The organism is Staphylococcus sp. HMSC62B09 (genome assembly GCF_001839115.1).
Classification (GTDB): Bacteria; Bacillota; Bacilli; order Staphylococcales; family Staphylococcaceae; genus Staphylococcus; species Staphylococcus haemolyticus.
On the sequence record NZ_KV840080.1, the window covers coordinates 13,681 to 27,384 of the forward strand.

The following is a 13,704-nucleotide window of genomic DNA, read 5'->3' on the forward strand; positions in this document are numbered from 1 at the left end:
GAATTTAATGCATAGAGGCATGTAAATAGGGAATAAGTTACAAAATAAAAAATGGATAATGAGCGGTATTTTAGGAGGTAGGAATGATGAGTGAATATATAACAATGATTGAAAATATGGATGTGAGTGATTTACGACAAATTTCTGAGACAACGTTTTATGACACGTTTGAAGGAGAATATTCAGATGATGATTTTAATCAATTTTTCAAAGAAACCTATAATGAAAAAGTGTTGTTAAATGAATTAAATAATCCTAATTCATTTCATTATTTTTACAAGGTGAATGATCAAATTGCAGGGTATTTAAAACTTAATGTCGGTAATGCTCAAACTGAGCCTAAAGGTGAAGATTATTTGGAGATTCAAAGAATTTATTTCTACAAGACTTATCAAGGTGGAGGAAGAGGACAAAAGTTTATTCAATTGGCTCTTGATAAAGCGAAAGAACTAAATAAAAATAAAGTTTGGTTAGGTGTATGGGAACATAATCAACAAGCATTATCATTCTATAGGAAACACGGCTTTGAAGTCACTGGACAGCATGAATTTATAACAGGTGAAGTAGTCGATATAGATTTAATAATGGAAAGAGAAGTTTAGCTATAGAACGAATAAAGCTTGGTCTAATAAAATAGGGGAGTTGGGGTTCGGGGCCCCATCCCTTGGTAAGGTTGACTAGAATTAAAAAAGCTTGTTACAAGTGCGCTTTTAATTTAGTCAACTACTGCCAATATATATGTAGCCTGAGGCATTGAATTATGTCCCAGGCTATATATTGTTCATTTATTATTGATAATATCTCGCATAAGTTGAGTTAGTCTTTTTAGTGAGGTGTTATTACGGTTCACGAGTTGATGATTTGAAATATCAGTTAATGTATGATGGATTAAGTTATTGTGTAATAAATCTTCATCTGTATACCAAACTTTAGATAAACTTTCCATAACATCATCATAAACACCACGCTCTTGCTGATATGATGAATGATTTGGTGTATAGAGACATATTTTTTTGCCAATAGTTAAAGCATCAAAGATAATTGAAGAATAATCAGTAATTACGACATCAGATATTAATAATAAATCTTGGGTTTCAATATGATTTGGTGCTTCAATTGCACCTTCTGGAAGTGTCATGTCATCCTCTATGTGACCTTTAAAAATGACGTGATATTCTTCTAATAATTCTGGTGAAATCGACATCAATTCAGTTGAATCTTTTGTCGCATGCCATGTTGGTGCATACAATAAAATTGGCTTTGTTCGATCAACATTTAATGCATCTTTAATTTTCTTCTGATGATTTTTATCATTCTGATAATGTAGTAAATAGCTAATTCTTGGATAACCATAAGGTATCATTTGAGTATGTTGAGTAGGGAAGGCTGTTTCAAATAATCCCTCAGCTGATTCAGAATCTGTTAAAAGATAATCTTGTTTGAGCCATTTATTATACTTTCGTGCTTTGTAATTATAAATATTTTTATTTTGATCTGGTTCTTTACTATCTAAGAATAATTTTTTAATTGGGGTTCCATGCCACAATTGAATAACAGTACCATTTGGTTTGAATTCATCAGGAATATAACTTTCAATGACTACAATTTTTGCTGTTTCAATAAGTTCTTTATTATTCTCAGCATCAGTAGGTAAAAAGTATGGTCCACGTCTATCGTTAGTAATGAAATAAGCTTCCGTGGTAGGATTTCTCTTCACAAAATAATTAAATAAATACTTAGAATTGCCTCTATAACCATAATCAAAACCTAAAAAAACAACATGGTTTTTTACTTTTGAAGAATCTTTATCATATACATAGCTTAGATTACGATGTTTTTTTAATGCATGATTTTGCATTTTGTTATATAGCCATTTTGGTAATTTAAACTTAGTTGTAACAAGCCAACTATCCACAAATCGCATTTCTTCTTCTTTACCAGGATATTTGAATTTACTGTAAGGTATAGAGTGACCATGAATGTATGCCAATTTGTTCAAATCAAAATGATTTATTTTTTTAATATCAAAAGTATCTAATGATGCCCAGAAAGCATGGCTAGTTCGACATTCATTGATGAAATTAAAAACGACGTGATTGTCTATATCAATTTCGTCTTTTAAAACAGAAATGACGGCTAAATCCATAATAGATTTAATGTTATACTTAGATAAATGTAATAAAGCACGTTCAATATTGAAAATAATATTAGGATAGTGGTTAATATTTTTCATCCATGATAAAAATGTTAATGTATCTTCACCAAAATAACGACAGTCATTTAAATATAAACCATTTAAAGTATAATCTACTGCTATTGAATTATGTGTTAAGTCTATAGCTTCCAACATATCATGATTGATTTTAATATCATTTGAATAAGGAATGAAATGTGAAAAACCAGCTGATTTGGCTTTGTTTAATTGTAATGCAAGATGGCGCATGTTAGAAATATTTATTTGTTTAATCATCATACATTGTCCTTTAACTCTTAAATTTCTTAAATATATTTTACCATGTGACTAAAAAAAATTCATATTTACAAAAATTACATCATTATATAATTGAAATGTTTGGAAATTTTCGTTGAAAAATAGTGGGATTTTATTTTGTTGAAAATTTAACAAAAATTTTATAAAAAGTACTATATAGTATTGTCATTTAAGTAGAAAGATGGTATATTTTTATTGTGAAAAAGTTCACAAGATATAAATTTGTGAAATCTAGCATTATTAACTTGTCGACAAACTAATAAACAATATAACAATTAGAAGTATAGTCAAACTTCAATTGTCAATATCGCTAGAGTGATCATTAATACAAACTAAAGGAAAGAAGAGTCAGAATTATGTTAGTTCAAACATTTAATCCATTTGATAATTTGGTATTATCTAGTTTAATAGCCGCAGTACCTATTATTCTATTCTTATTATGCTTAACCGTTTTTAAAATGAAAGGTATCTATGCAGCTATCACAACGTTAGTTGTTACATTACTTATTGCTATCCCGTTCTTCAAATTACCACTTGGCATTGCAACAGGTGGTGTTGTAGAAGGATTCTATCAAGGTATTATTCCGATTGGTTATATTGTCATGATGGCAGTATTACTTTATAAAATCACTCAAGAATCTGGTCAATTTAATACGATTCAAGACAGTATTACAAGTATTTCACAAGACCAACGTATACAATTATTACTCATTGGTTTCTCATTTAATGCATTTTTAGAAGGTGCAGCTGGTTTTGGTGTACCGATTGCAATTTGTGCGTTATTACTTGCTCAATTAGGTTTTAGACCTTTACAAGCTGCAATGTTATGTTTAGTAGCAAATGCTGCTTCAGGTGCTTTTGGTGCTATAGGAATTCCAGTAGGTGTTGTAGATACACTACACTTACCAGGTGCCGTTCACGCAATGGGTGTATCTCAAACATCTACATTAACATTAGCAATTATTAACTTCTTTATACCATTTTTACTTATCTTTATCATTGATGGTTTAAAAGGTGTAAAAGAAACATTACCTGCTATCTTAGTTGTATCTGTTACGTATACAGTATTACAAGGTTTACTAACAGTATTTAACGGACCTGAATTAGCTGATATTATCCCACCATTAGTAACTATGGGAGCTTTAGCTTTATTCTCTAGAAAATTCCAACCAAAACATATTTTCAGAGTACAAAAAGATGTGGAACCTGAACCGGTGAAACATCACAATGCAAAAGAAATTATCTATGCATGGAGTCCATTTGTTATATTAACAGTTGTAGTTATGATTTGGAGCGCACCATTCTTTAAGAACTTATTCTTACCAAATGGTAAATTATCTTCATTAGTGCTTAACTTTAATTTACCAGGTACTTTCAGTGAAGTCGCTCATAAACCAATTATGTTAAGTTTCAATTTTATTGGTCAAACTGGTACTGCGATTTTAATTACAATTATTATTACAATATTAATGGCTAAGAAAGTAAGTTTCGGAGATGCAGGACGTTTATTCGGTGTAACTTTTAAAGAACTATGGTTACCAGTTTTAACAATTTGTTTCATCTTAGCAATCTCAAAAATCACTACATATGGTGGTTTAAGTGCAGCAATGGGTCAAGGTATTGCTAAAGCTGGAAACGTGTTCCCAGTGTTATCACCAATCTTAGGTTGGATAGGCGTATTTATGACAGGATCAGTTGTTAATAACAACTCATTATTCGCACCAATTCAAGCTTCAGTTGCACAACAAATTGGAACAAGTGGTTCATTACTAGTAGCTTCAAATACAGTGGGTGGTGTAGCAGCGAAATTAATTTCACCTCAATCAATAGCAATTGCGACTGCTGCTGTTAAAGAAGTAGGTAAAGAATCAGAATTACTTAAAATGACATTACGTTACAGTGTTGGATTACTAATCTTCATCTGTATTTGGACATTTATCTTATCTCTAATTCTGTAATTAATATACAATATTATTCTAAGACATAATTATTTCAAAAATTGCCCGTAAATGAATTGTAAAAATTCGTTTACGGGCTTTTTCAATATTCATAGCAGTCCCCATAAATAAACATAATTATAAGTAGAATTAAACGTTATTAATTGCGGTCATAAATTTTTCATAAACCGTGTTAGGCGTATATTGTTTCAAAGTAACATGTCCTTCATTGATCATCTGACTAGCTTCATCGACGTGATTCATAGCGATGTCTATATATTTTGCTAATGAACCTGCATCACCATAATTGGCTAAATAGCCATTGGAATTATGATTAATAATGCTAGCAGGTCCAAGTATATTTTTAAAGCTGATAACAATATTATCTTGAGCCATAGCTTCTAATAAAACCATACCAAAGCCTTCATTTCTCGACGGAACCACAGTAATTTTACTGTTAGATAATTTGGTATTAAGTTGTTGAGTTGCAGGATAGATAGTAATTAAATCATTTAATTGATGCTGATCAATCAATTGTTGCAAATGTCCACGCTCTTGACCATCACCGTATATTTCTACTTTAAAATTCAATCGCTTAAGGTCATTTTGAATACGGCGAACACTTTCTATTAAAATATCAAACCCTTTTTCAAATTCTAATCTACCCGCACTAATAATGATATTTTCTTTCTTAGTAGCATATTTTACTGGATTGATGATATTTGGAATTGTATAAACAGGTGTGTCGATTTGTTGCTCGTAATTCAATTGATCTTGTTGAGTTAGCGTTGTGACTAAATCTATGTTGCGATAGGCAGTGAGTATATCTTGTTGATAATTTTCCGGATGAGCATGTAGGTTCATATGTTCCATTCCCACAGTTATGACATCGTTTGAATGATACTTTGAAATTAAAATATTAAAGCTCGCTCTAGTACCTACGAGTACATCTGTATCTACTTTTTTAATTGCTTTAATCATTTTATGTTCTACATATTTGGAAAATTGATTTAACCCGGGTTCAAACTGATTTATTTCTTTTGGTTTCAATAGTGAAGTATATTTATTTAAACGATTCATCATTATTGCTTTAGTGTTCTGAGGTTTTAAACGGTAGTCTACTAATGTCTTTATTTTTATTTTGTCATTTATTTCAAAGTAAGGCTCGTCTTGAGCTCGAAACACAGAAATAATTTCTATGTGATGTCCTTTGTCGGCAAGTGTATTAGCTAATTCAGAAACTGCTTTAACTGTTCCACCTAATGCATAAATATTATGCATGAAAAATGTGAATGATTTCATAGTTACACCTCAAATAATTCATAATAGAAAATTATAGCATTTCTGAGATGTGTCTAATAGTAATAGCCAATGCTAACTAAGATATTAGGTGTCTATCCTTTATTCTAGATAAAAGATGAAAACTTTATGTTAACACTTTTTTCATAGAACGATTATGTATATAATTAAACTAGTTATTAAAAAAGTCGATTTACGTTCTGCGTAAAGTTAATATTAAAAATTTTAATAAATAAAGAAAGCGTTTTAATTTATTAAGCCAAGATCAATTTCCTATCGACTAAAGATGTGAAAAAAAAGGGGGACTGTATTGTTATGAGTTCAGAACATAGCAAAACAGATGTCATCTTAATAGGTGGCGGTATAATGAGCGCAACACTCGGTACGTTATTAAAAGAATTATCTCCAGACAAAGAAATTAAAATATTTGAAAAATTAGAACAATCTGGTGAAGAAAGTTCAAATGTTTGGAATAATGCTGGCACAGGTCATTCTGCACTTTGTGAATTGAATTATACTAAAGAAGGAAAAGAAGGCTCTGTTGATATTACAAAAGCAATTAAAATCAATGAACAATTCCAAGTATCTAAGCAATTTTGGGCACATTTAGTAAGAACTGGACAATTAGAAAATCCATCTAACTTCATTCAATCAGTGCCACATATGAGTTTCGTAAAAGGTATCTTCAATGTAAAATTCCTTAAAAACAGAGTAGCAGCATTAAAAGAAAATATACTATTTGAAAAAATGGATATTACTGAAGATCGTGAAAAAATTAAAGAATGGGTACCTTTAATGGTTGAAGGAAGAACATCACATGTTCCAATTGCATTATCTCGTGATGAAAGTGGGACAGATGTAAACTTTGGTGCATTAACAAAAAAACTCATCTCTAATTTAAAAGAAAGAAATGTAGAAGTCTCTTATAAACAAGAAGTTGAAAATATTGAGAAACTGGATAATGGAAACTGGAAAGTGACTGTTAAAGATCTTAATTCTGGACAAAGTCATACGTATGAATCAGAATTTGTATTTATTGGGGCCGGCGGTGCAAGTTTACCGTTACTCCAAAAAACAGGTATCAAGCAATCAAAACATATCGGTGGTTTCCCAGTAAGTGGTCTGTTCTTACGTTGTACTAATAAAGACGTTATCGAAAAACATCATGCTAAAGTTTACGGTAAGGCAAGTGTAGGTGCACCACCAATGTCGGTACCTCATTTAGATACACGGTTTGTAAATGGGGAACGTGCTTTATTATTCGGTCCATTTGCAGGCTTTTCACCTAAATTCTTAAAAACAGGTTCAAATTTAGACTTAATACGTTCAGTTAAACCTAATAATTTATTAACAATGCTATCAGCAGGTGTTAAAGAAATAGATTTAACTAAATATCTCGTATCACAACTTATGTTAAAACATGAAGATCGTATGAATGATTTACGTGTATTTGTGCCTAATGCAAAAGACGAAGATTGGGAAGTTATTGTTGCAGGTCAACGTGTACAAGTGATTAAAGATACTGAAGATAGTAAAGGTAACTTACAGTTTGGTACTGAGGTAATTACATCTGATGATGGTTCTCTTGCAGCATTATTGGGTGCTTCACCTGGTGCATCAACTGCAGTAGATATTATGTTAGATTTATTACAACGTTGTTATGGTAATGAATTTAAAAATTGGATTCCAAAAATTAAAGAAATGGTACCTTCTTTCGGACTTAAATTAACAGAGCATGAGGACGTCTATCGCGCTGTTAATAAAGAAATTCAAAAATATTTAAATGTAAAATAAGTATCATTTCAATATAAAATAACATTAAGCTCCTTATAAAGTTTGCACTTTAAGTGTTTACTTTATAAGGAGCTTTTCCATTAGTAATTATTTTTTATTTAATTGGTTATTGATTTCAGAAACATATTTTCTACTTTTTAAAAACTCTATAATCCAAATAGTGATGTAGATAATGATGAAATAGAATGTAAAAATAAATATATTTGAAACACTTATCGAAAACCATCCGGATAAAATACCAATTGGTAATAATCCAATATAACTCAATATAAAATGCATTAATGTGCTACGTGTGATACTCCAATCTGTGTGCGTAAAGAAAAAGTTTGCTAAGTAAAATAATGCACCAATTAAAAGCCACAAACAAATGGCGATGAGCATTACTAATGGTTCAGACAAGTGTGAATAATATAACTTACCTAGTGTTGTAACTGGTGAAATTGGATAATATTCACCTCCAGCATTGATATAACTAAAAATGATAGAAAGTGCTAAACCTATCACTAAAGAAATACTAACAAATTGATATAATTTTCTCATAATGAAAGTCTCTCCTTTATGGATTTTAAATATCTTCTAGAGGAGTAGGTATAATCAATATGTTGCAAATAAATTCTAATCAAACCATTAGGTTCTAATTGCAATTTTTTAATCTTATTAATATTTACAATTTCAGATTTAGAAATTCGAATAAATGAAGTAGGAAGTTTTTCTTCAAGTTCATATAATCGTTCTTTCAATTTAAATTGTTCGCCGTCTCTAATTGCAATGACTTGATTTTTATGTGTACGAAAACTAGTGATGGTTTGAATTTCTATAATATGGATCATGTCATCTTGTTTGCCATAGAGTTGCTTTAAACTATTCAAATCTTCAATATTTGTAATAACTTGTTGTACTTCATCATCAAATTCAGGTGCGTGAATCGCGATATACTTCTCATCTTCTTCGGGTGATATATGTAACCGTAGTTTCATTTGACTAATGCCTCCTCAACGTCATTTAACCACAAATGTATAGAAAATTTTTAGAACAATATTAAATGGTAGATATATTGAAGTAAGTGGTTAGCTTTGTAAAATAATATCTAACTAAATTGATTAGTTAGTTTCAGGCAATGTCACTGTAAACGTCGTTCCGTCACGTTCATTACTAGTTACTGATATTTGTCCACGATGTAAATGAATGATAGATTGAGTAATTGCTAATCCTAATCCATTGCTATTATCCTCAGCATTACGTTTATAAAAACGATCGAATAGATGAGGTTGCACTGATTCTGGAATGGTATGCCCTTCATTTTTAACGGTAAAATAAATAATTCCTTCGTTAATAAATAATTTCACATCAATCATGCTATTGGGATTAGAATACTTAATTGCATTTTGAATGAGATTAGAACATGCTTGATGTAATAAACGATTATTTCCTCGGAAATGAATCGTATCTATATCAGACATCAACATTAATTGTTTGTTATCTATCCCATATTGTTCATGACGAATGATGTCAGTTATTAATTCTTTAAAGTGAACATTATCTTCAAATTTTAGATGAGTAGCGTTATCTAGTTCGGATAATAATAATAATTCTTTTGTCAAATTACTTAAATGCGTAACCTCTTCATGAATTTCATGAATAATCTGATCACGCTCTCCTTGATTTACATTGCTTTGTAACGTACTAAGTAGACGATGAATGTGTGTTAATGGCGTCTTGATTTCATGTGAAACATTTTGAACAAAGTGTTGTCGCATATCATCTACTTGTTTTAAAGATTGTCGCATCGCTTCAAATCGATATTGTAACGTACCAATTTCGTCATGACGACTTTGATAGATTGGTGAATTAAAATCACCATGCATTAAACGTTCAGTTGCTTGCTTCAATATTTTTATAGGTTTAATAATTGAATATGTAGATGCAATAACGAGCGTGATAGATATACTTAATAAGCATATTAAAAGAACAGCAAGAAAAGTGCGAAACTCACTAAATGTTTCACCTATATCAGGACGCATGAATACGGCAAGCTTTTGATTATTTTGATTAAAAGGGATACCCACAGTATTATCCGTTTCATTATCAAAAAAGCCAGTTATAAATAGTTCGAAAGGTTTATTTTTAATACCATGGTAGGCTTTACCTTTTAGTACTTGGTTAATAGCTGAATCTGAAATAGTGTCTTTTCGGAATGGTTCACCAAAAAATGTTTTATGATGTGAGTGATCTACAATCATAATTTGATAGTTCATATCTCCTAAATGTTTAAAATATGATTGAGTGTCAGATTGATTTGAAGATGTATGAAATGCTCTTGCCTCTTCTAAAGTACGCATAATTTTTGCGTCATTATGTGCTTTTAAATTGAAATGATAGTACACGTTTGCAAAAAGAAAACTGACTAAAGCACTAAAAAGAATGACTGTAATCGTGTAAATCGCAATACGTGTATAAAGCGTCTTAAACATGTGTAATCACCCTGTATCCTTGTCCACGAACTGTTTGTATCTCAATTGTGGCTTTTAATTGATTTAATCGATGACGTAATCGCTTAATGTGAACGTCTATAGTTCTTTCATCTCCCTCATAATCGAATCCCCAAATTCGCTCAATTAGTGTGTCTCTTGTGAAAATATGTTTTGGTTTACCACACAATAAAAATAATAATTGAAACTCTTTTGTAGGCAAATTGACATTTTTAGAGTCGACAGATAATTCCATATACTCTTGAATTAAAGTAACATTTCCTAACTTTATAATGTCTTGAGAATTAATTTGGTAACGTCTTAACACAGCTTGTATTCTAAATAACAATTCTTTTACTTCAAAAGGCTTGGTAACGTAATCGTCTGTCCCACTTACAAATGCACGTTCTTTATCACTCAGAGCATCTCTTGCCGTCAACATTATGACAGGTAAATCATAATCATTTTTAAGCAATTGACATAATTCAAATCCATCCATGCCAGTCATCATAATATCAACAACTGCAATGTCGACTTTATTATTTGCAAGGTATGCGATGGCACTTTCACCACTTGCGTGAGTGACGGTTTGAATTTGAGCTGCTTCGAGATGTTGAGATACATAATGTAATATCTTATAGTCGTCATCTACTATTAAACACTTCACCATCAGTTTTACTCCTTTATTATTCATAAAATGATTATATGAATAACTATATCAGAAAACAATTCTTCTTAAAGTTCATATTCAGTTCACAATGTGTCATTAAACTATGTATTGAAATAGCAGTGGGAGGTACTAAATATGAATTTAGCATGGAAAGAAATAAAATTTTACAGATTTCGTTATACATTAATCATGTTAATTATATTTCTATTAGGAAGCATGGTGTTATTTATTAGTGGATTAGCTCAAGGCTTAGCACGAGAAAATATATCATATTTAAATAATATGCCAGCTGAACATTATATAGTCGAAGATAATAAGGAACCGAAGTTAGAAAGTTCCCAGTTTAACCAATCACAACAAAACAAAATAGAGAATATCATTCATGAAAATGCAACTCAAATGGGGACGCAAACACTTAAAATAAACCAACAAGATCAAGATGTCATCACGCTAAATACGCCTAAACATCTTACGCCAAAACTTGTAAGTGGTAATTTTCCAAAAAAACAGAATGAAATAGCTATTAGTGAGAAACTGACTGGAAATGACTTGAAAGTTGGAGATACTGTAACTTTTAAAGGACATAATCAAGACTATAAAATTAGCGGCATAATGAATGAGTCAATGTACGCACATAGTTCAATGATATTAATGAATAAAGAAGCGTTTAAGTCATTAAATAAACAAGTATCAACATTTTATCCGGTTGATAAAATCAACAAAGATGAAAAACAATCACTTAAACAAATTAAAGGCATCAAGGTTGTAAATGAAAAGACATTAACTGATAACATTGCTAGTTATCAAGCAGAACAAATGCCACTTAATTTAATGATTATTAGTCTATTCGTGATTACAGCAATCGTTTTAAGTGCGTTCTTCTATGTAATGACGATTCAAAAAATACCTCAAATAGGCATTCTTAAAGCCATAGGTATTAAAACGAAACATTTATTAACTGCACTTTTACTACAAATTATTTTAACGACAATGTTAGGTGTTATTTTAGCATTTTCTCTCATACTTATATTAAATGCCTTTATGCCTGTAACTATGCCATTTTATTTAAGTTATAGTCAGGTGTTATTAATGATAGTCGTATTTCTAATTGTAGGGTTAATCGGTGCATTATTATCCTTTATAAAAGTTCTAAAAGTAGATCCTATAGAAGCAATTGGAGGTATGGAATAATGGCATTACAACTCAAACACATTACTAAGACATTTGGCAATGGAGATGCACAAACAGAAGTATTAAAGAATATTAATTTTAATGTGAATCAAGGTGAATTCATCATACTAAGTGGCGCATCTGGATCAGGTAAATCTACACTTCTTAATATTTTAGGTGGATTACTAAGTCCGTCGAGTGGAGATGTTTTGTATAATGGTGAGGATTTATTGTCAAATGAAGTAGATAAAACAAGTCTAAGACTAAATGATATAGGTTTTATTTTTCAATCATCTCATTTAGTTCCTTATCTAACAGTTAGAGAACAATTAATGATTGTAGCTAAAGAAGCGGGTATAAAGCGTAAAGAGGCTAAAGATAAAGCACAAAGACTATTAAATGAGATAGGTCTGAGTCATCGTTTAGATGTTTATCCTCATTTGTTATCCGGAGGAGAGAAACAACGCGTCGCTATAATGAGAGCTTTTATGAATGAACCTAAAATCATATTAGCAGATGAGCCAACTGCCAGTTTAGATGCAGATAGAGCGACATCTGTTGTGCAAATGATTAAAGCACATGTTCAAACTAAAAATATGATTGGTATTATGATTACGCATGATAAAAGATTATTTGAATATGCGGATAGAGTGATTGAAATTGAAGATGGTAAAATCGAGTTATAAAAAATAAGCTTAGAAAGTTTAATTAGTTGTGTCATTTAAATCACACAATAATCAAACTTCTCTCAGCTATAATCATTTTGCGGGAGTGGAACAAAACATACTGTTCCACTCCCGATTTTTTAAAATAGAATGAAAAGAGAAGCAAAAAATAAAACTGCAAAGTAAATGGTCAATAGTAATTTATATTGATACATTAGTGCTAAGAAATCTCTCACTAATGCGACATCAAAAAAATGATAAGGAGTGTGACTTCCTATACCATCAACTTTCATTCGGTTCGTATGCGCCAATTTCATTCCTCGTAAGATATGAAATTGGCTCGTAACACAAAGTATATTGGGGCTATTTGAGTATAGATTGTGTATGCCTTTTTTTGAATAATAGAAGTTTTCAAACGTATTTGTAGATTGAGATTCCATAATAATACTAGATTGGTGAACCCCATGTTGTATTAAATAACGCTGCATCGCTAATGCTTCAGATATGGGTTCATCTGGCCCCTGACCACCACTAACAATTATTTTACATTTGTCAGTTTGATGTTGATATACACTAAGTGCACGATTTAATCTTTCGGCTAACATTGGTGTAACTTTTTCTGTGAAAATTCCAGCTCCTAATACCATAATTAAGTCGTACTGCTTATGAGTTGAGATACGACCTAAAGCTGATGACCAAGACATGTAAAGCAATAATGCATAACAAGTACTTATCGCAATCATAGTTAGCCACAAGAAAACACCATTAATTATAGGAATAGGCATAGTGCTAAGATATGCAAGAATCGATGTAAAAAGTACTCCTAGTATGAGAAGTTTCGTCATTTTATTTAAAAAAGTTTGACCTTTTTGTAAGGAGAAAAGATGGTTGTGCTTCACTAGTAAACCACCCATAGTAATCATCATGATTATTATTAGTGTAGTAGGGAGTGTCATTGTTAATAGATTCAAAACAGTAATTAACATACATAATATAATAGTTGTAATAAACACTCTTAAATTCAGAAGCCATTTCACGTTGAATAATACACCTAGTACAATCAATAACACAACGAGAGCTAAGATAATTGCAATCATAAGGAATACCTCTAATTTCTTTATATATATAAATGTAATCGAACAACTTACCAATTAGCAACTATTAATAAAGTAATGAGGTTTTCAAGAGAATTGTTTATTGATATTATTTA

The 13,704-nt window shown here is 30.8% G+C and carries 12 protein-coding genes; 5 read left to right on the top strand and 7 right to left on the bottom strand.

All coding sequences use genetic code 11. The annotated features are described in order from the left end of the window. Positions 1–86: 86 nt before the first annotated feature. The gene (locus HMPREF3265_RS00140; protein WP_070442526.1) at positions 87–602 is read left to right on the top strand and encodes a GNAT family N-acetyltransferase; all 516 of its coding nucleotides are present in this window, start codon (positions 87–89) and stop codon (positions 600–602) included. Between the two features lie 179 nt (positions 603–781). Here HMPREF3265_RS00140 and HMPREF3265_RS00145 read toward each other — a convergent pair whose 3' ends face one another. Further along, complete coding sequence (locus tag HMPREF3265_RS00145; RefSeq protein ID WP_070442643.1) at positions 782–2,470, bottom strand: CDP-glycerol glycerophosphotransferase family protein; 1,689 nt, start codon at positions 2,468–2,470, stop codon at positions 782–784. A gap of 377 nt (positions 2,471–2,847) precedes the next feature. Here HMPREF3265_RS00145 and HMPREF3265_RS00150 point away from each other — a divergent pair, with 377 nt between their 5' ends. After that, on the top strand, positions 2,848–4,449 hold the full coding sequence (locus HMPREF3265_RS00150) for an L-lactate permease (protein ID WP_053021429.1): 1,602 nt from the start codon (positions 2,848–2,850) through the stop codon (positions 4,447–4,449). 129 nt (positions 4,450–4,578) lie between these two features. Here the strand turns inward: HMPREF3265_RS00150 and HMPREF3265_RS00155 are convergent, their stop codons facing one another. Continuing rightward, positions 4,579–5,730 (bottom strand): glycosyltransferase family 4 protein, encoded by a 1,152-nt coding sequence (locus HMPREF3265_RS00155; RefSeq protein ID WP_053021425.1) that lies wholly within the window; start codon positions 5,728–5,730, stop codon positions 4,579–4,581. A gap of 312 nt (positions 5,731–6,042) precedes the next feature. Between HMPREF3265_RS00155 and mqo the strand changes: the two genes are divergently transcribed. Continuing rightward, positions 6,043–7,521: a malate dehydrogenase (quinone) gene (gene mqo / locus HMPREF3265_RS00160; RefSeq protein WP_037535826.1), complete on the top strand. Its 1,479-nt coding sequence runs from the start codon at positions 6,043–6,045 to the stop codon at positions 7,519–7,521. Positions 7,522–7,608: 87 nt separating this feature from the next. Here the strand turns inward: mqo and HMPREF3265_RS00165 are convergent, their stop codons facing one another. From HMPREF3265_RS00165 to HMPREF3265_RS00180, 4 genes are all read right to left on the bottom strand, one after another. Then, positions 7,609–8,061, bottom strand: coding sequence for a DUF3021 domain-containing protein (locus HMPREF3265_RS00165; protein WP_053021421.1), 453 nt, complete (start codon positions 8,059–8,061; stop codon positions 7,609–7,611). Continuing rightward, on the bottom strand, positions 8,058–8,498 hold the full coding sequence (locus HMPREF3265_RS00170; RefSeq protein ID WP_053022218.1) for a LytTR family DNA-binding domain-containing protein: 441 nt from the start codon (positions 8,496–8,498) through the stop codon (positions 8,058–8,060). Before HMPREF3265_RS00170 ends, HMPREF3265_RS00165 begins: the two co-directional genes overlap by 4 nt. A 123-nt stretch (positions 8,499–8,621) precedes the next feature. Beyond that, positions 8,622–9,992 carry a sensor histidine kinase gene (locus HMPREF3265_RS00175; protein WP_070678694.1) on the bottom strand — a complete coding sequence of 457 codons (1,371 nt, stop codon included), beginning with the start codon at positions 9,990–9,992 and terminating at the stop codon, positions 8,622–8,624. Continuing rightward, entirely contained in the window at positions 9,985–10,659 is a 675-nt protein-coding gene (locus tag HMPREF3265_RS00180) for a response regulator transcription factor (RefSeq protein WP_070442520.1), read from the bottom strand. The genes HMPREF3265_RS00175 and HMPREF3265_RS00180 overlap by 8 nt, the downstream gene beginning before the upstream one ends. Positions 10,660–10,794: 135 nt before the next feature. Between HMPREF3265_RS00180 and HMPREF3265_RS00185 the strand changes: the two genes are divergently transcribed. Together HMPREF3265_RS00185 and HMPREF3265_RS00190 are read left to right on the top strand one after the other, a co-directional pair. Beyond that, positions 10,795–11,850 carry an ABC transporter permease gene (locus tag HMPREF3265_RS00185; RefSeq protein WP_070860823.1) on the top strand — a complete coding sequence of 352 codons (1,056 nt, stop codon included), beginning with the start codon at positions 10,795–10,797 and terminating at the stop codon, positions 11,848–11,850. Continuing rightward, positions 11,850–12,515 (top strand): ABC transporter ATP-binding protein, encoded by a 666-nt coding sequence (locus tag HMPREF3265_RS00190; protein ID WP_070860824.1) that lies wholly within the window; start codon positions 11,850–11,852, stop codon positions 12,513–12,515. Before HMPREF3265_RS00185 ends, HMPREF3265_RS00190 begins: the two co-directional genes overlap by 1 nt. Positions 12,516–12,634: 119 nt before the next feature. Here HMPREF3265_RS00190 and HMPREF3265_RS00195 read toward each other — a convergent pair whose 3' ends face one another. Continuing rightward, on the bottom strand, positions 12,635–13,591 hold the full coding sequence (locus HMPREF3265_RS00195; RefSeq protein WP_053023282.1) for a YdcF family protein: 957 nt from the start codon (positions 13,589–13,591) through the stop codon (positions 12,635–12,637). Positions 13,592–13,704 lie beyond the last annotated feature (113 nt).